Below are 23,884 nucleotides of genomic sequence, written 5' to 3' on the forward strand. Positions count from 1 at the left end.
CTTTCCTGTCAACATCGGGCTTGCACCTGGACCGGGATGACCGGCTTCATCGGGTTGAAAATCGGACGGGCGCCGGCAGGATTAAGGCGCGACCGTCCCGCCGATTGTGGATTAAGCTGCGCCTTCAGGGCGAAACAGAAGCGGGGGCGCAATCCATGACAACGATCTCTCGACGCAAGTTGCTGGTTTCCGCCGGCTCGACGGTCGTCATGTTGGGGGCTGGCGCCCCGACCGCCCATGCCATCAACCTCCGCTTCCAGGTTGTCGTCTATGGCGCGACTTCGGCCGGCGTTTTCGCCGCCTACGCCGCGGCGAGGGAAGGCATGAAGGTCGCGCTCGTCATCGGCCCAAATCCGATCGGCGGCATGACCGCGAATGGCCTCAGCCGCGCGGATGCCAATGAAAAGCAGCCGATCGGCGGCATGACGGGCGCCTTCTTCAAGGCCATGGGTGCGGCCTATGGCCAGCCCTCCGCCTTCCGATTCGAACCTCACGTCGCCGAAGCCCATTTCCGCGCCCTGCTCGCCGATGCCGAAATCACTGTCTTCCAGCAGGACACGCTCGAGCGCAATCCGCTCACGCGCGACGGCAATCGCATCAAGTATATCGTGCTCGAGGACGGAACCCGTCTCGTCGGCGAGGTCTATATAGATTGCAGCTACGAGGGCGATCTCATGGCGGCCTCCGGCGTCAACTACGATCACGGCCGCGACGGACAATCCAAATACGGCGAGCCGACGGCGGGCTTCGGCGTCGCCCAGAAAGTGGTGACCAAGGCCAAGGTGCGGACCGCGTCGGGCGCGCTGGTTCCCCTCGTCAAACCATTCCCCTCGACAGCGATCGGGGCCGGCGACGCGGCGGTCATGAATTACAACTACCGCCTCAGCCTGACCGACGACCCGACCGATCGCCGGCCGTTCGAGCGGCCCGCAGGCTATAATTCCAACTGGTATCTGCTCGATATCGCCAAGGGCTTCACCCCCGACGGCTTCCATGCCGGCGGCGAGTTGCCCGGCATCGACAAGGTCGACCGAAACGCCGACACGGCGCCGGGACAGAACTGGGCCTACCCGTTGGGCAACCGGGCGCGGCGAAAGGCGATCACCGATTTTCACCGCCGCTACCAGGCCGGCCGGCTCTATTTCTTTGCCAATGACCCGCGGGTGCCGCAGTTCTTCCGCGACTCGACCAATGCCTGGGGGCTTTCCCGCAGCGAGTTCACCGACAACGACAACTGGCCCCGCCAGCTCTATGTCCGTGAAGGCCGCCGCCTCAAGGGTCTCTACAAACTCAAGCAGACCGACACCAACGAAGGCGCCCGCTTCGACGACGGCGTGCTGATCTGGGGCTACGATTACGACAGCCATCCGGTCCAGTATCTCGAGGGACCGAACGGCGAACTGGTGATCGAGGGCAGCAACAGCGGCGACACCCCGGGCATGGGCGCGAAGCGATACCATCTCCCGCTGCGCGCCATGTTGCCGGCGGAATCCCAGTGCGCCAACCTGATCGTGCCCGTCTGCGCATCGGTCACCCGCGTGGTCAATTGCAGCTACAGGATGGAGCCGGCCTATATGATGGCGGGTGAAGCCGCGGGCCTTTGCGCGGCCCACGCGGTCATCGGCAAGCTGTCGGTACAGCGCGTCGACCGGATCGGCGTCGTCACCGCGCTGAAAGGCTACGGCGCGATCCTGTAACGCCGCCTATTGCGAGGGCCCCGGCGGCAGGGCGGAAATGATCACGAGCGCGCTCGCCAGGGGCGGCTCGTCGGTCATGGTCAGGGCGATTTCGGCCCGCGTGCCCGGCGGCGTGATCGCCTGCAGACGCAGCAGGGCGCCGCCGGTCAGGGCCAGGGTCGGCTTGCCGAAACGGTCGTTGACGACGCCGACGTCCCGCCAGAACACACCGTTGGAAAAGCCGGTGCCCAGCGCCTTCACGCAGGCTTCCTTGGCAGCGTAACGCTTGGCGTAGGTCTCGACCCTTGTCATCTTGCGGCGATCGGCCTTGGCGCGCTCGACCTCGGTGAACACCCGCTCGATGAAGCGGTCGCCGAACCGCTCCAGCGTCCGCGCGATGCGGCGGATGTCGATGAGGTCGGAGCCAAGGCCGATGATCACCGGCGCGCCTCGTCCATCAGCACGCGCATCCGGCGGATGGCGGCTTCGAGGCCAACGAAGATCGCCTCGCCCACCAGGAAATGGCCGATGTTCAGCTCGACGACATTGGGGATGGCGGCGACCGGCTGCACCGTGTCGAAGGCAAGGCCATGGCCGGCGTGGCATTCGAGACCGAGTCGGGCCGCCGTCTCGGCCGCGCGCCGCAACCGGGCAAGCTCGGCCTGCCGGGCGTCGCCTTCCACCTCGCAATAGGCACCGGTGTGCAATTCGACGATATCGGCGCCCAGCGCCTTGGCGACCGCCAGCTGGACATCCTCGGGATCGACGAACAGCGAGACGCGGATTTCGGCATCGCGCAGGCTGCGGATGAAGGGCGCCAGCGCCCGGTGGCCGACCGCGACGTCGAGCCCGCCTTCCGTCGTCTTCTCCTCGCGCTTTTCGGGCACGAGGCAGCAGGCGTGCGGCTTGTGCGACAGGGCGATGGCCAGCATTTCCTCGGTCGCGGCCATTTCGAGGTTCAGCGGCAGGTCGATCTCCCGGGCAAGGCGGGAAATGTCATCGTCCGAGATATGGCGCCGGTCTTCCCGCAAATGCGCGGTAATGCCATCGGCCCCGGCCGCCGCCGCCAGCCGCGCCGCCCGCACCGGGTCCGGCAAGCGACCGCCCCGGGCGTTCCGGATGGTCGCGACATGGTCGATGTTGACGCCAAGACGTAAGGGCGGAAGCACGGCACTCATGATCTGTTCCTACTTGAGGCCGCGGCTGCCGGGTTTGACGGCCGGCAGGGCGGCGAGTTCGGGCGGCAGATTGTCGGGCGAATAGCTCGGCACGTCGAGCCGCAGCAGCGAGACCAGCGGCACGCCGATGTCGGCCTTGCCGTCGGAGCGGTCGACCAGCGAGGCGCCGGCGACGACCTTGCCGCCCAGGGCCTCGATCACCTTGATGCATTCGCGCGACGACAGGCCCGTGGTCACCACGTCCTCGACCATCAGGCAGCGGGCACCTTCTGGGATCTCGAAGCCGCGGCGCAGGGCGAACTGGCCGTCCACCCGCTCGACGAAGATCGCGGGCACGCCGAGCTGGCGCCCCATCTCGTAACCGACGACGACACCGCCCATGGCGGGCGAGACGACGAGGTCGATGCCCTCACCCACCTGCTGGCGGACCAGGGCGGCCAGCGCGGCACACAGACGGTCGGCGCGCTTCGGGTCCATCAGCACGCGGGCGCATTGCAGATACATCGGGCTGCGCAGGCCCGAAGTCAGGATGAAATGACCTTCGAGCAGCGCCCGGGCCGCGCGGAATTCGTCGAGTACCAATGCCTGATTCATGATTTCCATCCAGTGACGGCGGGGCCGGACGGCCCCGGCCGGTTCAGCCGCGTGCCCGCTCGACCGAGGTGATCGCGGGGTTGGCGCGCAGCGCCGCGACGATCGAGGTCAGGTGCTTCAGATCGCGCACCTCGATGTCGATCATCATCTCGACGAAATCGGTGCTGCGGTCGGTGAACTTCAGATTGACGACATTGCCGAGGTTCTTGGCGATGACCGTGGCGACGGTCGACAGCGATCCCGGCTCGTTCGAGACGATCGCCGTGATCCGGCCGGTATGAGGTTCCTCGTCGCCATCGGCCGACCAGGCGAGGTCGAGCCAGCGTTCCGGCTGGTCGTTGTATTGCTCCAGCATCTTGCAGTCGATCGAATGCACGGTGACGCCCCGTCCCGTCGAGACGATGCCGACGATGCGATCGCCCGGCAGCGGGTGGCAGCAACCGGCGTAATGGATCGCCATGCCGGGGATCAGGCCCTTGATCGGCACGCCCCTGGCCACGCCGCCGCGCGGCGTCGCCTTGGCGCGGGCCAGCGGCACGACCTTGCCCTGATCCTTCAGCTTCTCGCCCGGGAAGATCGCCTCGACCACCGAACGGCCGGTGACCAGCCCCTGTCCGACCGCGACATAGAGATCGTCGAGCGACTTCTGGCGCAGCGCGCGAACGGCGACGTCGAGCGCCTTGTCGCTGGCCTCGTGTCCACCCTGCTGGAAGGCCTTGGCGAGGATTTCCTTGCCCAGCGCCAGATACTGGTCGCGCTGCTGGCTGCGCAGGAAACGCCGGATCGCCGAGCGCGCATGGCCCGTGACGACGATGTTTTCCCAGTCCGCGCTCGGGCTTTGCGCCTTGGAGCGAACGATCTCGACCTGATCGCCGTTATTGAGGACGGTGCGCAGCGGCTGCAGCCGGCCGTTCACCTTGGCGCCGACGCAGGTATGGCCGATGGTGGTGTGGACGGCATAGGCGAAGTCGAGCGGCGTCGCCCCCTTGGGCAGCGCGATCAACTCCCCCTTCGGCGTGAAGCAGAAGACCTGATCCTGGAACATTTCGAGCTTGGTGTGCTCGAGGAACTCCTCGGGTGTCGAGGCATGTTCGAGGATTTCCAGCAGCTCGCGCAGCCAGCGGTACTGCATCCCGTCGGTCGGCGCCGGCTGATTGGTGGCACCGGGCTGCGCCTCCTTGTAGTGCCAGTGGGCGGCGACGCCGAGTTCCGCCACCTCATGCATCTCGCGCGTCCTGATCTGCACCTCGATCATCTGGCGCTCGGGTCCGATGACCGTCGAATGCAGGGAACGGTAGCCGTTCCGCTTGGGCAGCGAGATGTAATCCTTGAAGCGCCCGGGCACCATCGGATAGGCGGCGTGAATGACGCCCAGCGCCTTGTAGCAGTCCGGCAGCTCGGCCACGATGATGCGGAACGCCATGATGTCCGACAGCTGCTCGAAGGAGATGTTTTTCTTCTCCATCTTGCGCCAGATCGAATAGGGCCGCTTCTCGCGCCCCTGCACCGCCGCGTCGACGCCCGAAGCGGCCAGCGTGCGGCGCAGCTGCTCCGAAATCTTGGGGATGATCGTCCCGCCCTTGGCTCGCAGGAATTCGAGCCGGGTGATGATACCCTCGCGGGCATCCGGGTTGATCTGGGCGAAGGAGAGGTCTTCCAGCTCCTCCTTCATTTCCTGCATCCCGATCCGCTCGGCGAGCGGGGCGTAGATCTCCATCGTCTCGACCGCGATGCGCTTGCGCTTCTCGGGATCCTTGATGAAATGCAGCGTGCGCATGTTGTGCAGCCGGTCCGCCAGCTTGACCAGCAGCACCCGGATGTCGTTCGACATCGCGACCAGCAGCTTGCGGAAATTCTCGGCCTGGCGGGCCGATTCGGTCGCCGGGCGCTCCAGTTTCGAGAGTTTGGTCACGCCGTCGACCAGCTGCGCGACCTTGGAGCCGAACAGCTTCTCGATATCCTCGTAGGTGGCGACCGTGTCCTCGATCGTGTCGTGCAGCAGGGCGGTAACGATGGTGTTACTGTCCAGCTTCATCTCGGTCAGGATGCCGGCGACTTCGAGCGGATGCGAGAAGTAAGGATCGCCCGAGGCCCGTTTCTGACTGCCGTGCGCCTTCATCGAAAAGACATAGGCGCGGTTCAGCAGATTTTCGTCCGCCTGGGGATCGTAGGCGCGCACGCGCTCGACGAGTTCATACTGGCGGATCAAGGGCGCTCACCCCCGAGGCAGGGCAGAAGGACGGAATTCCAGACAAAAACGGGACCGCCCTGGAGAAGAGCGGTCCCTTGCGGCGGGAAACACCGCCTTATTCGTCGTCGCCGTCGTCACCGCCGAGTGCGGCGTCGAGTTCGGCGGCCAGATCGGACATCGAGTCGTTGTAATCGTCGGCGGCGATCTGCTCGAAAGCGATATCCTGCCCGGTCATCAGGCGCGGCATGTCGTCCTCGACCGGCTCGTCCTTCTCGACGTGATGCTGCAGGGTGCCGATCAGGCTGTCGCGCAGGTTACGCACCGGCACGGTTTCGTCGGCGATCTCGCGCAGGGCGACGACGGGATTCTTGTCGTTGTCGCGGGTGACGGTCAGGGGGGCGCCGGCCGAAATGGCACGCGCCCGATGCCCCGCGAGGAGCACGAGCTCGAAGCGGTTCGGAACCTTGAGAACACAGTCTTCAACGGTGACGCGAGCCATACGCGGCAACTCCCGTTAATTTTTCAGGCGAACAGTGAACATAGTGAGGCGAAACCGCGAAAGCAAGGATTCCCTCAATCCGGCAGCGGCCGGCAGACCTGGGCCGGATCGAGCCGGGCGATCAGCGCCGCGATCCCCTCGCCGCTGACGGGATGGCGCCAGTCGGGCGCGACCTCGGCCAGCGGCTGCAACACGAAGGCACGTTCGGACATCCGGGGGTGAGGCAGCACGAGTTCCGACAGCTGGTCGGCGCCGGTCACCTCGTCGTCCACGGCGAGAAGATCGAGGTCGAGAATCCTTGCCTCCCACCTCTCGCGCCGCACGCGGCCGAAGGCATTTTCCAGATCGTGCAGATTCCCCAGAAGCTCAACCGGGGATAGCTCCGATTTCGCCGCCAGCACGGCATTGACGTACCAGGGCTGATCGGAGATAGGCACGGGCGCCGTTTCCCACAACCGGGAAACAGCAATAACATCGAGCCATGTCGCAACACGAAGTGAAGAAATCGCCGCCCGCAGCGTCTCGATCGCGGGCCGGCCCTTCGAATCCGGGAGATTCGCTCCAAGACCGATGACAATCACGACTTGTCCTTTCCAAGGGCGGTCATCTGCCCTAGTTTGCCCGATTATAAATGCTGCGACAGGGCTCGCCCCCCGACAGTCCTGTCCCCCGCGGAGATATTTGAGCCATGACTTTTTATCCGAACGAGCGCATCGCGCTCTTCATCGACGGTGCCAATCTGTTTTCGGCGGCGCGCAGTCTCGGCTTCGATATCGACTATCGCCGCCTGCTCTCCGAATTCGCGAAACGTGGCCGCATGATCCGCGCCTACTACTACACCGCCCTCCTTGAAGGCGAGGAATATTCGCCGATCCGCCCGCTGATCGACTGGCTGGACTATAACGGTTACACCGTGGTCACCAAACCGGCCAAGGAATTCACCGACGCACAAGGCCGGCGCCGCATCAAGGGCGGCATGGACATCGAACTCGCCTGTGACATGCTCGATCTCAGCCCGCGGCTCGATCACGCCATCCTGTTCTCGGGCGACGGCGGTTTCCGCCGCCTCGTTGAGGCGGTGCAGGCGCGCGGGGTGCGGGTCTCCGTCGTCTCGACCGTGCGCTCCAGCCCGCCCATGACCGCCGACGAACTGCGCCGCCAGGCCGACCATTTCATCGAGTTGACCGATCTCGCTCCCCTGATCATGCGCGACCCGGCCCTGCGCGAGCAGAATCAGCGCGACCGGGGCAATGCCATTCTCGACGACGACGACACGGGCAACGCCCTGCCGCCCGGCGTGCTCGGCCGGCGCTGATCGCGCCTATTCCGCCGGCTTCGCCTCGACCGAGGTGCGCAGCGGCTTTTCCTCCATGTTCAGCATGAAGCCCCAGCCGCAGGCGAGGCAGAGGGAAGCCGCCGCGAAGACGTGAGAGAACACGGGGGCCAGCCCCGCCCCCCTGTCGCCCAGGTGCCCGGCAAGCAATTCCATGGGAACGCCGGACACGCCGTCACCCAGACCGGCGAAGAACAGGGCTGAAAAGCCCGCCACCAGCAGGGCACTGCCCAGCGCCCGGAAGAAATTCATCGCCCCCGTCGCCGTGCCCATCTGGCCGATGGGCACCGCGTTCTGCAGCGAGACCGTGGTGACCGGCAGAACGCAGCCGATGCCGATGCCGGCGACGGCCATCACCGCAAGAATGCCCGTGGCCGAAACCTCGGCCGGCCAGAGCGCGAGAATGGCGATCATCAGCGCCGATACCGGCAGGCCGATCAGCGACGGCAGCTTGTAATGGCGCAGCCGGGCCATGGCGCGGCCGGCGATCAGCGCGCCGATGGGCACCGTGCCGACGAAGGCGATCAGCATCAGGCCGGACGAGCCGGCGGCCTGCCCGCGCATCACCTCGAGATAGATCGGGATGAACATGCACAGGCCGATCATCGAGCCCATGGTGAAGAAGGCGGCGGCGACGGCGTTGCGCACCACCGGATTGACCAGGATCGAGACCGGCAGGAAAGGCTGTTCCGCCGTCACGGTGCGCCAGACGAAACCGGACCAGAGCAGGACGGAAGCCCCGAGCACTCCAAGGATCGGCGCCGAGGTCCAGGGATAGCTGACGCCGCCCCAGGTCAGCGCCAGCAGCAGCGACAGCGCCGCCAGCACCATCAGCACCGCGCCCGGCAGATCGAGCCGGTGATGGCGGTCGTGGCGGGGCAGCAGGCGCAGCACCCGGTCGGTCATGACCAGGGCGGCAAGGCCCATGGGCAGGTTGATCCAGAAGATCACCGACCAGTGCAGATGCTGCGACAGCACGCCGCCCAGCACCGGACCGCCGACGCTGGCGACACTGAACATGCCGGCGATATAGCCCTGATAGCGCGCCCGTTCACGCGGGGAGACGATGTCGGCGATGATCGTCTGGGCGAGCGAGATCAGCCCGCCGCCGCCCAGCCCCTGCACGCCGCGCATGACGACGAGCGTGACGATATCGGGCGCGAGCGCGCAGCCGAGCGAGCCGGCGACGAAAACCGCAATCGCGATCAGCATCATCCGTCGCCGGCCATAGGAATCCGACAGCTTGCCATAGAGCGGCGTGACCGCGGTCGAGGCGAGGAGATAGGCCGTGATCACCCAGGACAGGGCGGAAGCATTGCCGAGGTCGCGGCCGATGCTGGGCATCGCGGTCGCGACGATGGTCTGATCGAGGGCACCGAGAAACATGGCCAGCATGATGCCGATGATGATGCGGCGGATGTCGCGATGGCCAAGAGCGGGGGGATTTTCCATGGCGGCATGGTCATCGGTGCGACACCTTGGCGCAAGATGTCCCGGATCATGGCTGCCCTGCTCCCACAAGGTCTTTATTGCAGCGCAACATAGTCCGTGCGAATGTCTGGCCACCGCGTCGCAGGGCCGGAGTACTCGGCTTACCCGGCGGCAGGCTGCCCGTTCAATTCGGTGGAATCACACATGCTCGACCAGTCCAGGGATGTCTCCATGGCAACCGACATCGAGGAAATCGCTGCCGATTACGACCGCGTCGCCCTCGTCTTCCAGGGTGGCGGCGCGCTCGGCGCCTATCAGGCCGGCGTCTATGAGGCGCTGGTCGAACGCGGGGTGGAGCCGAACTGGCTCTCCGGCGTTTCCATCGGTGCGGTCAATGCCGCGATCATCGCCGGCAATCCGCCGGGCCAGCGGGTGGAGCGGCTGCGCGAATTCTGGGAGCTGATCTCCGACCGCAAGATCTGGCTCTACACCCCCGACGGCGACATCTTCCGGGCCTGGCGCAATCAGTGGAGTTCGCTGATCACCACCATGATGGGCCAGCCCGGCTTTTTCGTGCCGCGCCAGATCAATCCCTGGTTCCAGCTGCGCGGCGCCGAAGGCTCGACCAGTTTCTACGACACCAGCCTGCTGCGCGAGACCCTGCTTCGCCTTGTCGATTTCGACCGGCTGAACAATGACGACGTTTTCTTCTCGGTCGGCGCGGTGAATGTCCAGACCGGCAACTTCCTCTATTTCGACAATCACCGCGACACGATCCTGCCGGAACATGTGATGGCTTCGGGCGCCCTGCCCCCGGCCTTTCCCGCGGTGAAGATCGACGGCGAATATTACTGGGACGGCGGCATCGTCTCGAACACGCCGCTGCTTTATCTGCTCAGCCAGAAGGAACAGCTTTCGACCCTGGCCTTCCAGGTCGACCTGTTCAGCGCCAATGGCGCCCTGCCCCGCGACATGCGCGACGTGATGGCCCGGCAGAAGGACATCATCTATTCGAGCCGGACCCGCTTCACCACCGACACCTATCGGCGCAATCACGACTTCCGCCTGCGGGTGGCGAAATCACTGTCCAAGGTCCCGGCCCATCTCCTCGACGAGGAAGACCGCGCCCTGCTGGCCGAAGTCTCGCAAATTCCGCCCGTGAACATCGCCCATCTGATCTACCAGCAGAAAGTCTACGAGGGCGACGCCAAGGATTTCGAGTTTTCCCGCACCTCGATGCTGGAACATTGGCGCTCGGGCTATGACGATACCCGCCGCACCCTGTCCCGCCCCGACTGGCTGCGCAAACCCGCCCAAGGGCACGGCGTGATCGTCCACGACCTGCACCGCGACTTCGACCGCTAGATCCTTTCCCATCGCGTCATCCCGGCGCAGGCCGGGATCCGGCGCAGAATGAGGCTCCCTCGGATCGAGGCTCCGGCCTTCGCCGGAGCGACGCTGGTAAAGGCAGCCTCAGACTTTCGGCCGTAGCAGGAATTCGCGGCCGATCTTCACCGAGTCCCGCTCGCCATAGCGGACGATGTCCGATGTCGCATAGGTCTCCGGCCAGTCGTCCGGTAGGAAGGAGCCTGTGCCGACGACGTCGATCGGCGCCTGCACACTGGCCATGACCTTGCATTTGGCAGGACCAAAGCCGGACGACGCGACGATCTTCACCGCCGGGAAGCCCGCCGCGTCCAGTTCCTCGCGCAGGCGGAAGATGGCGGCGGCGGAGACCCCGGTGCCGACCAGCCATTTCAGCTCTTCCTCCGTCCGGTACTGGCGGAAGGACTGGGGCGCGTGGCGCTCGAGAACGGCATAGGACTTCTGCGGGTCGAGACCTTCGAGGAAGCGCCCGCCATGGGTATCGAGCCGGACCGACAGAAGCCCCGCCGCCGCCATATCGGGAAAGCGCCGGCAGACCGCCAGCGTGTCCGTCACCTCCCGCCCGTAGTAATCGGGCAGGACGGTCAGCGGCGTGTCGGGGAAGGTCTCGACGAACATTTCCGCCGCCCGCAGCGTGGAGCCGGCATAGCCGATCAGGGCATGGGGCATGGTGCCAAGGCCGGCGGCCGCGCCGAAGAACGCCGCCGTCGCGTCATTGGCGCCGCCGATGAAGCCTTTCGCCCCCACGTCGCGTCGCGCCGCGGCCGAGCCGACCGAAGCGGCATAGGCCATCAGCGCCATCATTTCCGGTCCCGTGGTGTGCCGTGCCTCCATGGCGAGGAATGCCACGGCGGGCAATTCGCAGGCCATGGCATAGGCATTGAAGGCGGCGACGCAGGCCGCGCCCAGCTTCTGCAAGTAAAGCGTCTCAAGTTCCACGAGATGGCGGAAACTGCCGGTGAGATAGAACAGCGGCTCGCCCGCCCCGACCCGGTCGCCCTCGGCGAAACGCGGCTCGACGGTGAAATTCACCCCGCGCGCCTTCGCGACCGCGCCCAGCCAGTCGATGGCCGGCTTGCAGGCGAAAAGCACGGGCCGCCGCATGAAAACGGCATAGGTCACGTCGATATCGCCGAAATGCTCGACGATGCGCCGCGTCCGCGTGAAATAGGAATCGGTCAGCGCCGTGATCTCGGCCGGATCGAGCGCGGGGAGCGGCAGGGGCGAGGATGCGGACATGAAGACTCCGGCGGATCGAGACCGCCAGCTTAGCCATGGGGCGCCGGGCTTGCGAAAGCAAAACGGCGCCCCGGTGGCCCGGAGCGCCGTTTCTGGTGATCCGCCGACTTACGCCGCGTAGCGCTTCAGGTGGAAGTCCGTGTTGCCGAACAACGTCTCGATCATGGTCAGGCGCTTGAAGTAATGGCCGACGTTGAGTTCGTCGGTCATGCCCATGCCGCCGTGGAGCTGGACCGCCTGCTGGCCGATGAAGCGGGCCGATTTGCCGATCTGCACCTTGGCGGCGGAGACGGCGCGGCGGCGTTCCTCGGGCGCGGCGTCGAGCTTCAGGCTGGCCATGATCGCCATGGACTTGGCCTGTTCATAGGCCATGTACATGTCGACGAGGCGGTGCTGGATGACCTGGAAGCGGCCGATGGGCTGGCCGAACTGCACGCGGGTGCGGGCATATTCGAGGGTCGCCTTGTGCAGGGTCTCCATCGCGCCGACCGCTTCGGCGCAGATCGCCGCCGTCGCCTCGTCGATCACCCGCTCGAGGAGGGCGAAACCCTCGCCCACCACGCCGACGACATCGCCCTCGCCGACCGAAACGCCGTCGAGCACGATTTCCGAGGCGCGCAGGCCGTCGACCGTCGGATAATCCTGACGCGATACACCGGCGGCACCGGCATCGACCAGGAACAGGGTGATACCGGCCTCGTCACGCCGGCCGCCCGAGGTGCGGGCCGAGACGATCAGCTTGTCCGCCATCGGGCCGTGCAGCACGACCGACTTGCGGCCCTTCAGCACATAACCGCCCGCGGCCTTTTCCGCCGTCGTCGAGACGTCGGCGAGATTGAAGCGCGAGGTCGGCTCGGCATAGCCGACAGCGGCCAGCAGCGTGCCGGCCATCAGCTCGGGCAGTACGGTTTCCTTCTGGCCCGTGGTGCCGCCATGGCGCAGCAGGCCGCCGGCGAGGACGACGGTCGAGAGATAGGGTTCGACCACGAGGCCGCGCCCGAAGCATTCCATGATGATCATGGTCTCGACCGCGGTGCCGCCGAGGCCGCCGTCCTCTTCCGAGAAGGGCACGGCCAGCCAGCCGAGTTCGCCGAACTTCTGCCACAGGTCACGGCGGAAGCCGTCTTCCGACTTCAGGATGGCGCGGCGGGTGTCGAAGTCGTAGTCGTCCTGGATGAAACGCTCGACGCTGTCGATGAGCAGCTTCTGCTCGTCGCTGTAATTGAAATCCATGACCGTTCCCGCCCCTTAGAGTCCCAGCACCATCTTGGCGATGATGTTCTTCTGAATTTCGTTCGACCCGCCATAGATGGAGGTCTTGCGCATGTTGAAATAGCTCGGCGCGGCGAAGGCCGTGGCCGCCGGGCCGACGACCGGCTCGTTGGCGCCGTCCATGGCGCGGCGGTTATAGGCGAAGGCGTAATAGCCCGCCGCCTCGACCGCCAGTTCCGTGATCGCCTGCTGGATTTCCGTGCCCTTGATCTTGAGGATCGAGGATTCGGGGCCGGGGCCCTTGCCCTGGCTTTCCCGGGCGAGGGTGCGCAGCTCGGTATATTCGAGGGCGGTCAGGTCGATTTCCAGCTCCGCCAGCTTGCGGCGGTAATCCGGATCTTCGATCAGCGGGCTGCCGTCGGACTGTTCGGTGTTGGCGATCTGCTTCAGCTTGGCGATGCCGCGCTTGGAGCGCGCGACGGCGGCGATGCCCGAGCGTTCATGGCCGAGCAGGAATTTGGCGTAGGTCCAGCCCATGCCTTCCTGACCGATCAGATTCTCGACCGGCACCTCGACATTGTCGAAGAAGCATTCGTTCACTTCATGGCCGCCGTCCATGGTGATGATCGGACGGACGGTGACGCCGGGCGACTTCATGTCGAACAGCAGGAACGAGATGCCTTCCTGCTGCTTCACGGACGAATCCGTGCGCACCAGGCAGAAGATCCAGTCGGCCCATTGGGCCATGGTGGTCCAGGTCTTGGAGCCGTTGACGATATATTTGTCGCCCTGACGCACCGCCTTGGTCTTCAGCGAGGCAAGGTCGGAGCCCGAACCCGGCTCGGAATAGCCCTGACACCACCAGACATCGGACGACAGGATGCCCGGCAGGAAACGCTTCTTCTGCTCCTCGGTGGCGAAGGTGTAGATCACCGGCCCGACCATGCTGAGGCCGAAGGGAATGATGCCGGGGGTATTGGCCGCGCCCAGCTCTTCCTGGAAGATGTATTTCTGCGTCGCCGTCCAGCCGGTGCCGCCATATTCCTTCGGCCAGGCCGGGGCGACCCAGCCCTTCTCGAACAGGATCTTCTGCCAGCGGACGAAATCCTCCTTGCGAGGCTCGAGACCGGCGTCGAAACGCGCCTTGATGTCCGCCGGGTAATTCTCGGCGATGAAGCTGCGGACCTCGCGCTGGAACGCAAGGTCTTCCGCACTGAACGAAAGATCCATTTTACTCTCCTCACCCGTCTTTGCCGTTATCGAGCCGGCACCGGTTGCAGGGCATGATAGCGGCGGAAATGGTGCGATCAAGGCACCATCGCTTGACGCTACGGCAAGCTGCGAGAAGCGAAGCCGATCACCCGATCCGGCCTTCGGAATCGGCAAGTGGCCGCGGCTCTGATAGACAGGGGCGATCATGTCCCAGCGATTTTCCCCGCCGGGCGGCGACGATCCGCCCTCCCCCTGCATCAGGGTCTGCAAGATGGACCCGGTCAGCCGGCTGTGCACCGGCTGCTGGCGCACGATCGAAGAGATCGGCGCCTGGGGTTTCATGGATGGCGATGAAAAACGCGCCGTGCTGGCGCAATTGCCGGGACGCCGCCCGTCCCGGCGGCGCGGGCGTTAGCCGAGGGCGGCGACTTTTTCCGCCGCAGCTTCCCGCTGAGCGAACCGGCCGAGCCAGTCAAGCTCGGCGCGCAGGCGCACCACCTCCCCGACGACGATCATGGCCGGGGCACCGATGGCGTCCCGTTCGATCAGCGCGGCGGCTTCCGCGATCGTGGTCTCCCACACTTTCTGATCGGGCAGCGAGGCATTGGTGATGATGGCGACCGGCTGGCTGGCCGGGCGGCCGGCGGCGATCAGGCGTTCGGCGATCGCCGCGAAATGGCGCACCCCCATGTAGATGACCAAGACCGGCGCGCCGCGCGAGATGGCGTGCCAGTCCAGATTATCCGGCACCGCGCCGCCGGCATCATGCCCGGTCAGGAAGGTGACGGCGGAATTGACGTCGCGATGCGTCGCCGGCACGCCGCCATAGGCAAGGCCGCCGATCCCGGCGGTCACCCCCGGCAGGACGCGGAACGGGATGCCGGCGCGGGACAGCTCCAGCGCCTCTTCCCCGCCGCGGCCGAACATGAAGGGATCGCCGCCCTTGAGCCGCAGCACCCGCTTGCCCTGGCGGGCGAGCTGGATCAGGCGCGCCGTGATATCCGCCTGGCGACAGGAGGGCCGCCCGCCCCGCTTGCCGGCGTATTCGAGGACCGCGCCCGGCCGCGCGAAACGCAGGATATCCCCGCCGACCAGCGCATCATGCACGACGACATCGGCCTGACCGAGGGCGCTGTGCACGCCAAGGGTCAGCAGCGACGGATCGCCCGGGCCAGCCCCGGCGAGCCAGACCCAGCCGGGCGGGAACGCGGGCAGGAAATCGTGATCGGACAAAATGCGGTCTCCGGCGCGGGGCTGCGGCGCGCCGGAGACAATCTGCACCCATCACAGGAATTATGCAAGTCTATACGGTATAATACCGTTATTCCGATATTTCTTCGTACATTATGCGTAGATTGCGCTTCAGGATTTTCCCCGAGGCATTCTTGGGCAATTGCTCGACGACGACGAAGGTTTTCGGCGTCTTGTAGCCGGCGAGGCGCTCGCGGCAGAACACGGCCAGATCGTCGGCGCTGACGCTCTGCCCGGCGCGCGGCACCACGGCGGCCACGACCGCCTCGATCCAGCGCGGATGGGGCACGCCGAAGACCGCGACCTCCGAGACCGCGGGGTGCTGATAGATCGTCTCCTCGACCTCGCGGCTGGCGACATTCTCGCCGCCGGTCTTGATCATGTCCTTCTTGCGGTCGACGACATAGAGGTAGCCCTCCTCGTCCAGCCGGCCGAGATCGCCGGAATGGAACCAGCCGTTACGGAAACTCTCCGCCGTCTTGGCCGGGTCCTGCCAATATTCCTTCATGACATGGGGGCCGCGGTGGACGATCTCGCCCACCTCGCCCACGGGAACTGGCCGGTCGTCATCGTCGACCACCAGGGTCTCGACATTGATCGACGCCTTGCCGGCGGAGCCGAGCTTGCGGAACTGGTCCTCGGGCCGCAGCAGGGTCGCCATCGGCGACATCTCGGTCTGGCCGTAGAAATTGAACAGCCGGACCTGCGGCAGGCGGCGGCCCAGCTCCTTGATCACCTCGACCGGCATGATCGAGGCGCCGTAATAGCCCTTGCGCAGGGACGAGAGGTCGCGCCGGTCGAAGTCGTGATGGCGCAGCAGGGCGATCCAGACCGTGGGCGGGGCGAAGAATTTGGTCACCCGCTCGCTCTCAATGAGGCCGAGGATGGTGGCGGGATCGGGCGCCGGCAGCACGATCGAGGTCGCGCCGACATAGAGATCGACGGTGAGGAAGCAGTGCAGCTGGGCGCAATGGAACAGCGGCAGGGCGTGGATTTCGACATCGTCCGGCGCCATCTCGCCATCGACGATGCAGCTCATGTATTGGGCGATCAGGTTGCGGCTGGTCATCACCGCGCCCTTGGGCCTCGATTCCGTGCCCGAGGTGTAAAGCATCTGGATGGCATCGTCGTCGCCGACCACGATCTCGGGCGCGCGCCCGTCGTCATGGGCCATCAGGTCACCGACGGGCTGCCAGCCGGCGGGCGGCGCCGTGCCCTTCTCGGGAATGAAGACGCGCAGGCGCTGCCGTTCGACAAGATCGGCGATGACGAGGGCCTGCGCCGCGACGGGGGCCAGCGCATCCTCGGCGATCACCCCGACGATGCCGGCGTGACCGAAGATGTAACCGACCTCGTCCGCATTCAGCATGAAATTGACCGGCACCGAAATCGCGCCGAGCCGGGCCAGCGCCAGATAGGCGACGACGAAGCCGTGGTTGTTGTGGGACAGGATGGCCACCCGGTCGCCCCGCACGATGCCCTTGGCCGCGATGGCATTGGCCGTCCGGTTCACCACCGCGTCCAGTTCGGCGAAACTCTGGCGCAAGTCGCCATAAACGATGGCGGTCTTGGCCGGCGTGCGCCGCGCGCTCCGCCGCAACAGGTCACCGATGGCCTGGGAATGCAGGATGCCACTCATGAACGCCTCCTCGACTTCGGTCGCCCTCTCTTCACGCCGGGGATACGGGCGGGGGACGCTCTCGTCGAGGAGGCTAGGGTGCCTCGCCTACAGCTGTCAACGAGGGGGGGGTCAGCTGGCGAATTTCCGCAGCCGCGCCGACAGCATGTCGAGCAGCGAGACCGCGACGATGATGATCACCATGATCACGGACGCGGTCGGATAGTTGAAGGAGCGCAGCTCCTCATAGAGCACCATGCCGATGCCGCCGGCACCGACGATGCCGAGCACGGCAGCCGAGCGCACGTTGGATTCGAAGCGATAGAGCGCGTAGGAAACCCAGAGCGGCATCACCTGGGGCACGATGCCATAGACGATTTCCTCGAGGCTGGTCGCCCCGGTCGCCCTTATGCCTTCGACCGGACGGTGGTCGATCGCCTCGACCGCCTCGGAAAACAGTTTGGCCAGGATACCGGTCGTGTGCAGGAACAGCGCCAGCGTGCCGGCGAAGGGGCCGAGGCCGACCGCGACCACGAACAGCAGGGCGAAAACGATCTCGTTGATGGCGCGCAGCGCATCCATGACCCGCCGCGTCGGCTGCACGATCCACCAGGGCGCGACATTGGTCGAGCACATGAGGCCGAAGGGCACGGCGCAGACGACGGCGAGGAAGGTGCCCCAGATGGCGATCTGGACGGTTTCCCACATCGCGCCGATGTAGAAGCTCCATTCCGCCCGCTCGACGAAAGTCAGGAAATGCGCGGGCACGAAGTCCCAGGCCAGGGTCGCGATATTGTCGCGATTGTTCCACAGCTTGCCGAAATCGACCCCGGCGCCGCCGTAGGACAGGACGAGGAGCCCGATCAAGGCCAGCCAGCCCGCCATGGCATAAAGACGCTTGCGCGACTCGATCTGGGCGCGGACCGCCATCTCGGGCGACAGATGTGTGCTGGTGCTCATGGACATGGCCGGTCCCTCGACATGAAAAAGGGCGGTGCCGGCGTGAACCGGCACCGCCCCCGGGTGCGTGATCAGTTGGTCTTGGCCTTGGCTTCGAGCGCCTTCAGCTTCTCGTCGATCTCGGCGACCTGCTTCGCCTTCTCGTCGGCGCTCAGGGCTTCGTCGGCCATGATCTTGCTCTTCTTCTTGAAGAGGTCGAGCTGGCGGATCGGGATCAGCTGATCGTCGTTGGAGGGCTTGAAGTTCGACCACTGCAGACCGGCCAGGATGGCCTTTTCGGCGGCGACCTGCTCGGCGGTGAAGCCGGCGCGTTCCGTACCATAGCCGAGGAAGAAGGCCTTCAGCTTGGACTTGTCGTCATCCGACAGATCCTTGCGCCAGACGATCGGGTCGGACGGGATGATCGGCGAGGACCAGATGACCTTGATCTTGTCCAGGGCTTCCGGCTTCGTCACCTTCAGACGGGCGAGGTTCTCGCTGTTGTTGGTGGCGACGTCGACCTGATGGTTGGCGACCGCGAGGGCGTTGGCCTCGTGACCGGCGTTCAGGACCTGCTTGAAGTAGGTCTTGGGGTCGATGTTGTTCAGGGCGAAGACGTAATAGCCCGGCACCAGGAAGCCCGAGGTCGAGTTCGGATCGCCGTTGCCGAAAATCAGATCCTTGCCGCCATGCTTCAGCAGATCTTCAAGGCTGTTCAGCGGGCTGTCGGTCGGGACGATCAGATGGGCGTAATAGCCGGCCGAGCCGTCGGCGGCGACGGTCTGCACGAAGATCTCGCCATTGGCGCGGTCGACCGCTTCCATGGCCGACTTGTTGCCGTACCAGGCGATGTCGACCTGCTTGAAGCGCATCGCCTCGATGATGCCGGCGTAGTCGGAGGCGAAGAAGGGCTTCACATCATAGCCGGTCTGCTTCGCCATGTCGGCCAGGAACGGGTCCCAGACGGTCTTCAGGTTGGTCGAGGATTCGGTCGAGATGATGCCGAAATTCAGCGTCTCGGCCGCATTCGCCTTGGCCGTCACGCCGAGCGCGGCGCCCAGCATGGCAATGGCGGCGATGGTCTTCTTGAACATGTCCCGCTTCCTTGTGGTTGGGGGAGGTTACGACAGTCCAGCCGCGAGCTTGGCCTCGAGGCTGTCGGCGTCTTCTTCGAGCGAGGTGCCCCAGAGCGCGGCGACCGCTTCCTTGTCGCCGGCATAAAGCTCGGACAGGAGCTGGGGCGTGAGCGCGGCGGAGGGGCCGTCGTAAACGACCCGCCCCTTCCGCAGGGCGACCGTGCGCGGGCAATATTTCACCGCGTAATCGACTTGATGCAGGGTGACGAGGACGGTGATCCGATCCTCGGCATTGATCCGCTGCAGGATTTCCATGACGTTGCGCGACGAGGCGGGATCGAGCGAGGCGATGGGCTCGTCCGCCATCAGGACGGGCGCCTTCTGCACGAGGGCGCGGGCGATGGCGACGCGCTGCTGCTGGCCACCGGACAGGTCCCCTGCCCGCTCGAACGCCCAGTCGGCGACGCCGACCCGGGCCAGCGCCGAAAAGGCAAGATCGACATCGTGGCGCGGAAACCAGCGCAGCAGGGTGCGCCACTGCGGCAGGCGGCCGAGGGCGCCGACCAGCGTGTTGGTCAGCACGCTCATGCGGTTGACGAGACCGAATTGCTGGAACACGAAGCCGATGCCGCCCCGGATGGTGCGGATGTCGCGGGCCATGCGGCCGCTCGCCTGCACGGCGTGACCGTTCACCGTGATCGTGCCGCTGGCCGTCGCATGGCGGTCACCGGCGACGAGGCCGCCGATATGGCGCATCAGGGTGGATTTGCCCGAGCCGGAGGCACCGATCAGCGCGACCATCTCGCCCGGCGCGACGACGAGATCGACGCCGTCGAGCGCCTTGCGCCCGCCGCCGAAAGTTTTCGTCAGGCCCCGTACCTCGATCGCCGCTGTCATACTCTACCCCGTCACTCTGACAGGGCTGTCGATAGCAGCGCGGGATGACCCGGAGTTTGCGTTTCGGTGAAGCTTCTGTGTCAGCGCCCGCGGGCGAGCAACGTCTGTCGGTGCAGGATGTAAAGACCGCTGCCGATGACGAGCAGCGCCCCGCCCCAGGTCGAGGCCGCCGGCAGATCGCCCCAGGCGAAATAGCCGACCAGCGCCGCCCAGACGATGCCGGTGTATTCAAACGGCGAGGCGACCGAGACCGGCGCCAGCCTGAAGGCATTGGTCATGGCGAGCTGGGCGATGCCGCCGATGAGGCCGATGCCGATCTGCCCCGCCCAGTCGAGGGCCGAGACCGGCGTTACCCAGAAGAAGGGCAGCGCCGCCCCGGCGACGAGGCTGGAAAAGACACCGAAGTAGAAGACGATGGTGACCGTGGACTCGGTCCGCGACAGCAGGCGGATGGTCACGCCGACCAGCGCATAGGTGAAGGCGCCGAGTACCGGCAGCAGGGCATAGACGGTGAACAGCCCCCCGCCCGGCCGGACGATGACGAGAACGCCGAGAAAGCCGACCCCGATGGCGCACCAGCGCCGCCAGCCGACCTGCTCGCGCAGGAAAGGCACCGACAGCGCGGTCATGAACAGCGGAGAGACGAAGGAGATGGCGATGGCATCGGCCAGCGCCAGATAACGGTAGGACATGAAGAAGGCGAAGAGCGAGAGGCAGCCGATCATGCTGCGCAGCAGATGCAGGCCGGGCCGCTTCGTCTTCAGCTGGGCGACGATGCCCTTGCCGCGCAAGAGGAAGGGCAGCAGCACCAGCGTGCCGAAAACCGCCCGGAAGAAGATGATCTGCACGATCGGATAGGTTTCCGACTGCCACTTGGCCATGGCGTCCATGCCGACGAAGACGAAGACGGCAAAAGCCATCCACAGGATGCCGGCGATGGAATCGCGGGCATCGGCCTGTGCCTTCAGGGTTGGGGTCGAGGGGGGCGCCAGGGTCATTGTTCTCGGTCTTCACGTCGCCGGCGCCACAGTGAAGAAGCCCCCGCCGCCGCGCAATCGGCGGCGGCGCATGGCCGCCCTGCGTCGGCTTCGACAGCGCGCCTGTCCGTCACGAGTCTCCGGCCTTCGCCGGCATCTTTACCCGGAAGGGCTCAGACCGCCTGGGTTAGATGGGCGGCGATGGCCTTCTTCACCGGCACCATGCGGTTGGCGAAATGGAGCGCGGCCTTGCGCAGCAGGCGGGCGGGCACCCGCTCGTCGGTATAGAGCGAGGCGATCAGATTGGTCGCCTGATAGAGCGGGAAGGTCGCCGTGCGATGGGCCCGGTCGTAATCGGCCAGCAGGCCCGGATCGGCGATGTCGCGGCCGATGCGGACGGCCTGGATCAGGCGGCCGGCCAGCCGCTCCTGCGATTGCAGGCCGAAATTGAAGCCATGGGCGGTGACCGGGTGCATCCCCACGGCCGCATCGCCGACGAGGGCGCAGCGCGGCCCGGCGAAGCGATCGGCGAAGACCCCGACCAGCGGATAGACATGGCGCGTGCTGACCAGCTTCATGGCGCCCAGCCGGCCATCGAAACGCCGGGTCATCTCGGCGTTGAAGGCCTCCCCCTCGAGCGCCATCACCGCCTGCATCTCGCCCTGCGGCAGGGTCAGCACGGCGGACGCGCGAAGGCCGTTCAGCGGCAGCATGGCCAGGGTTTGGCCATAGCCGAACCATTCCCAGGCGACATGATCGTGATCGACCTCGTGCTCCATGCGGCAGACCATCATGGAACGGCCGAAATCCTTGGTCGCGGCGCCGATGCCCAGCATCCGCCGGGTCTCGGACCAGCGGCTGTCGGCGCAGACGATCAGCCGGGCCGACAGGGTCTCGCCCGACGACAGGGCGAGTTGGACGCCCTGCCCGTCCCGCTCGATCCCGGTCACTTTGGTCTCGGCGATCAGGCGCGCCTCGCCCGCGTCCATCAACGACGAGAAGGCCGCCTTGCGGATCAGGTGATTGGGCACGAGATAGCCGAGGGCATCGTGCCCCGCCGCCGCGGCCTTGATCTGCATGGCGAAGAGCGAGGGCCCGTCCATCACCCGCGCGTCGCGCAGCGGCGAGACGTCGGCTTCGGCGATACGCGACCACAGGCCGAGGTCTTCCATGATCTTGCGCGAAGCATGGGTGAGCGCGATCTCCCGCCCGTCGAAGCCGGGATCGGCCAGGGCGGCGCGGGGCTGCTGCTCGATCAGGGTGACCGACAGGCCGCTGCCCGCCAGCGCGCGGGCGAAGCTCAGGCCGGCCGGCCCGGCCCCGACGATGGCGATATCAGCATCCATGGCGTGCCTCGAAATCCTGCTGTGCCCTGCGGCATACTACGCCCTTGCGGCCCTGAAAAGGCTACGGCGTGCCGCACCCCGCGATCAGCGTATCGTCTGTCGCAGGAAGTGACCGATCTTGTCGATGGCGGCGCGGCCTTCCGGGATGTAGCGGGCAAAGGCGTGCCAGACATGGGGCATCCGGTGCCAGACGTCGATTTCGACGGGAACGCCCGCCGCCCGCAGGTTGGCGACCATGCGCGTCGAATCCGACAGAAGCACCTCGTCCGAGCCGACATGGATCAGGGTCGGCGGCAGGCCCGAAGCCTCGCCGAAGATGGGCGAGGCTTCGGGGTGCTTCGGATCGGCGCCCTGAAGATAGGTCAGGCTGCCGTAGATGACACCCGGCAGCGGGATCATAGGATCCGACTTGGCGTGCATGTAATGGCTCTCGCCGGTCACGGTCAGGTCGAGATAGGGCGACAGGCCGACCGCCGCGCCCGGCATGGGCAGGCCAAGCGCCTTGATCCGCATCAGGAGGCCGAAGGTCAGGCCGCCGCCCGCCGAATCGCCCATGATCGCGATCTTCTGGGGCGGAATACCGCTGTCGAGCATGAAGCGGTAGCCGGTCAGGGAATCGTCGATCTGGGCTGGAAAGGCGAATTCGGGGGCGAGGCGATAGTCGATGACCAGCATCCGCGCCGCCGCCGCCCGGGCGATGCGCCAGGTGAAGCCGAGATGGGTCTTCGGCGAGCACATGACATAGCCGCCGCCATGCAGATAGAGGATATGGCGCCCTTCGGTCGCGTTCGCCGGCTCGATCCAGTGGCCGGGCACGCCGCCGGCATCGACGTCGATCACCTTCACATCATCGGGTGGCGGCGGCAGGCGGCGGGACAGTTTCTCGACCTGGGCCCGCACCACCTGCACCGGAATGTCGAAACGGATGCGGTTCTTGAAGGTACGGCGCAGGAAGGCGCGCAGCAGGCGGGCGCGCAGGCTGATCCTGCGCGGCCCATCGCCCGCGACCGTGACGACCAGTGCTCCCGAACGGCCCTCGACCGATGCCATGCCCGCTCTCCCCCAATACCCGACAGCCCATGCTTATTGCATTTATGCTGCAGCATAGTGGCAAGCGGGCGCGGCGCCCGCAAGCCTCAGGCCGCGAGGGGCAGGCGCGCCCGCACGGTGAAGGGGGCGCCCGGAGAATCCTGCACGAAGACACAGGCTTGCCCGACCGTGACCGGCCGGCCCTCGATGGGGGCGAAATGGCCGAGCGCCGCGACCTCCACCCGCTCCCGCTCCGGCGAGGTCAGATTGGCCGACAAGGTCATGTGGAAGCGCCATTCGTCGAAAACGTAAGGATAGCCCCAGCGGGCGAGCAGCGCGTCCTGCGCCGGGCTCAGGGGATGTTTCTTCCGCTTCTCGATCTCGGCCGCCGTGGGCGGGGCGCGGAACTCGTCCAGCCCCGCGACCAGCGGATCGGCCAGCGCCCGCCAGGGTGCCATGTCACCCGCCGGCACCAGGGCGAGGAAACCGCCGATCCGCCCGACCTTCAGGGGCGGCGCGGCAAAAGTCTTTATGCCGGCGACAATGCCGCGCGCGGCTTCGATGAAGTCGTCGGGCGAGATGCCATCGCGCAGACGCATTGGCGGCTTCAGGGTGGCGTGAAAGCCGTAACCACGCGGCTCCGCCGTGATCTCGGCGAAACGCTCCGGCGTGATCGGCGGCAGCAGCGGCTGGGCGGCGGGTGCGCCGGTCTCGGCGTCGCGGCCCAGCCACTGGCTGCCCAGCCGGTGCAAGGGACTGGCCACGGGCGGCGCCCAATAGAGCGCGTAACGATAAGCCAC

Annotated in this window: 23 protein-coding genes; 4 read left to right on the plus strand and 19 right to left on the minus strand. The window is 66.2% G+C overall.

The genetic code is table 11. From position 1 onward, the window contains the following. The first annotated feature begins 155 nt into the window (after nt 1-155). A complete protein-coding gene (locus DKG74_RS13290; RefSeq protein ID WP_109906576.1) occupies nt 156-1,697 on the plus strand; it encodes an FAD-dependent oxidoreductase in 1,542 nt (513 codons plus the stop codon). A 6-nt stretch (nt 1,698-1,703) separates the two neighbouring features. On the opposite strand, the gene acpS is transcribed toward DKG74_RS13290, so the two are convergent. From acpS to folK, 6 genes are all read right to left on the minus strand, one after another. After that, a complete protein-coding gene (acpS, locus tag DKG74_RS13295; RefSeq protein WP_109906578.1) occupies nt 1,704-2,117 on the minus strand; it encodes a holo-ACP synthase in 414 nt (137 codons plus the stop codon). Beyond that, complete coding sequence (locus DKG74_RS13300) at nt 2,114-2,854, minus strand: pyridoxine 5'-phosphate synthase (protein ID WP_109906580.1); 741 nt, start codon at nt 2,852-2,854, stop codon at nt 2,114-2,116. Before DKG74_RS13300 ends, acpS begins: the two co-directional genes overlap by 4 nt. A gap of 9 nt (nt 2,855-2,863) precedes the next feature. Further along, complete coding sequence (gene pyrE / locus DKG74_RS13305; RefSeq protein ID WP_109906760.1) at nt 2,864-3,448, minus strand: orotate phosphoribosyltransferase; 585 nt, start codon at nt 3,446-3,448, stop codon at nt 2,864-2,866. Between the two features lie 43 nt (nt 3,449-3,491). Next, on the minus strand, nt 3,492-5,657 hold the full coding sequence (locus DKG74_RS13310) for a RelA/SpoT family protein (RefSeq protein ID WP_109906582.1): 2,166 nt from the start codon (nt 5,655-5,657) through the stop codon (nt 3,492-3,494). Nucleotides 5,658-5,754: 97 nt separating this feature from the next. After that, nucleotides 5,755-6,138 (minus strand): DNA-directed RNA polymerase subunit omega, encoded by a 384-nt coding sequence (rpoZ, locus tag DKG74_RS13315; RefSeq protein ID WP_109906584.1) that lies wholly within the window; start codon nt 6,136-6,138, stop codon nt 5,755-5,757. A 74-nt stretch (nt 6,139-6,212) separates the two neighbouring features. Next, on the minus strand, nt 6,213-6,719 hold the full coding sequence (gene folK / locus DKG74_RS13320) for a 2-amino-4-hydroxy-6-hydroxymethyldihydropteridine diphosphokinase (RefSeq protein WP_109906586.1): 507 nt from the start codon (nt 6,717-6,719) through the stop codon (nt 6,213-6,215). A 107-nt stretch (nt 6,720-6,826) separates the two neighbouring features. On the opposite strand from folK, the gene DKG74_RS13325 reads away from it, so the two are divergent. Further along, a complete protein-coding gene (locus DKG74_RS13325; RefSeq protein ID WP_109906588.1) occupies nt 6,827-7,453 on the plus strand; it encodes a LabA-like NYN domain-containing protein in 627 nt (208 codons plus the stop codon). Between the two features lie 6 nt (nt 7,454-7,459). Here the strand turns inward: DKG74_RS13325 and DKG74_RS13330 are convergent, their stop codons facing one another. Continuing rightward, nucleotides 7,460-8,923, minus strand: coding sequence for an MDR family MFS transporter (locus DKG74_RS13330; protein WP_109906590.1), 1,464 nt, complete (start codon nt 8,921-8,923; stop codon nt 7,460-7,462). A gap of 210 nt (nt 8,924-9,133) precedes the next feature. Between DKG74_RS13330 and DKG74_RS13335 the strand changes: the two genes are divergently transcribed. Further along, complete coding sequence (locus tag DKG74_RS13335) at nt 9,134-10,267, plus strand: patatin-like phospholipase family protein (protein WP_207779349.1); 1,134 nt, start codon at nt 9,134-9,136, stop codon at nt 10,265-10,267. Between the two features lie 108 nt (nt 10,268-10,375). On the opposite strand, the gene DKG74_RS13340 is transcribed toward DKG74_RS13335, so the two are convergent. From DKG74_RS13340 to DKG74_RS13350, 3 genes are all read right to left on the minus strand, one after another. Then, nucleotides 10,376-11,527: a beta/alpha barrel domain-containing protein gene (locus DKG74_RS13340; protein WP_109906594.1), complete on the minus strand. Its 1,152-nt coding sequence runs from the start codon at nt 11,525-11,527 to the stop codon at nt 10,376-10,378. Between the two features lie 108 nt (nt 11,528-11,635). Next, nucleotides 11,636-12,760, minus strand: a complete 1,125-nt coding sequence (locus DKG74_RS13345; protein WP_109906596.1) for an acyl-CoA dehydrogenase family protein — start codon at nt 12,758-12,760, stop codon at nt 11,636-11,638. 15 nt (nt 12,761-12,775) lie between these two features. Then, nucleotides 12,776-13,969 carry an acyl-CoA dehydrogenase family protein gene (locus tag DKG74_RS13350; protein WP_109906598.1) on the minus strand — a complete coding sequence of 398 codons (1,194 nt, stop codon included), beginning with the start codon at nt 13,967-13,969 and terminating at the stop codon, nt 12,776-12,778. Between the two features lie 187 nt (nt 13,970-14,156). Between DKG74_RS13350 and DKG74_RS13355 the strand changes: the two genes are divergently transcribed. Beyond that, nucleotides 14,157-14,366: a DUF1289 domain-containing protein gene (locus DKG74_RS13355; protein WP_109906600.1), complete on the plus strand. Its 210-nt coding sequence runs from the start codon at nt 14,157-14,159 to the stop codon at nt 14,364-14,366. On the opposite strand, the gene cobA is transcribed toward DKG74_RS13355, so the two are convergent. The 9 genes from cobA to DKG74_RS13400 form a co-directional block, all read right to left on the minus strand. After that, entirely contained in the window at nt 14,363-15,184 is an 822-nt protein-coding gene (gene cobA / locus DKG74_RS13360) for a uroporphyrinogen-III C-methyltransferase (protein ID WP_109906761.1), read from the minus strand. The two genes, DKG74_RS13355 and cobA, sit on opposite strands and share 4 nt — an antisense overlap. An 88-nt stretch (nt 15,185-15,272) precedes the next feature. Then, a complete protein-coding gene (locus tag DKG74_RS13365) occupies nt 15,273-16,841 on the minus strand; it encodes a fatty acyl-CoA synthetase (protein ID WP_109906602.1) in 1,569 nt (522 codons plus the stop codon). A gap of 111 nt (nt 16,842-16,952) precedes the next feature. Beyond that, complete coding sequence (gene phnE / locus DKG74_RS13370) at nt 16,953-17,780, minus strand: phosphonate ABC transporter, permease protein PhnE (protein WP_243404130.1); 828 nt, start codon at nt 17,778-17,780, stop codon at nt 16,953-16,955. 71 nt (nt 17,781-17,851) lie between these two features. Next, nucleotides 17,852-18,853: a phosphonate ABC transporter substrate-binding protein gene (gene phnD / locus DKG74_RS13375; protein WP_109906604.1), complete on the minus strand. Its 1,002-nt coding sequence runs from the start codon at nt 18,851-18,853 to the stop codon at nt 17,852-17,854. A gap of 27 nt (nt 18,854-18,880) precedes the next feature. Then, nucleotides 18,881-19,732 carry a phosphonate ABC transporter ATP-binding protein gene (phnC, locus tag DKG74_RS13380; RefSeq protein WP_109906606.1) on the minus strand — a complete coding sequence of 284 codons (852 nt, stop codon included), beginning with the start codon at nt 19,730-19,732 and terminating at the stop codon, nt 18,881-18,883. Nucleotides 19,733-19,812: 80 nt separating this feature from the next. Continuing rightward, complete coding sequence (locus DKG74_RS13385; protein WP_109906608.1) at nt 19,813-20,730, minus strand: DMT family transporter; 918 nt, start codon at nt 20,728-20,730, stop codon at nt 19,813-19,815. Nucleotides 20,731-20,882: 152 nt separating this feature from the next. Next, nucleotides 20,883-22,055: a 5-demethoxyubiquinol-8 5-hydroxylase UbiM gene (gene ubiM / locus DKG74_RS13390; RefSeq protein WP_109906610.1), complete on the minus strand. Its 1,173-nt coding sequence runs from the start codon at nt 22,053-22,055 to the stop codon at nt 20,883-20,885. An 84-nt stretch (nt 22,056-22,139) separates the two neighbouring features. Beyond that, on the minus strand, nt 22,140-23,105 hold the full coding sequence (locus DKG74_RS13395; RefSeq protein ID WP_109906612.1) for an alpha/beta hydrolase: 966 nt from the start codon (nt 23,103-23,105) through the stop codon (nt 22,140-22,142). A gap of 86 nt (nt 23,106-23,191) precedes the next feature. Next, nucleotides 23,192-23,884 (minus strand): DUF1045 domain-containing protein, encoded by a 693-nt coding sequence (locus DKG74_RS13400; RefSeq protein WP_133251590.1) that lies wholly within the window; start codon nt 23,882-23,884, stop codon nt 23,192-23,194.

This window comes from Zavarzinia aquatilis, assembly GCF_003173035.1.
Taxonomy (GTDB): domain Bacteria; phylum Pseudomonadota; class Alphaproteobacteria; order Zavarziniales; family Zavarziniaceae; genus Zavarzinia; species Zavarzinia aquatilis.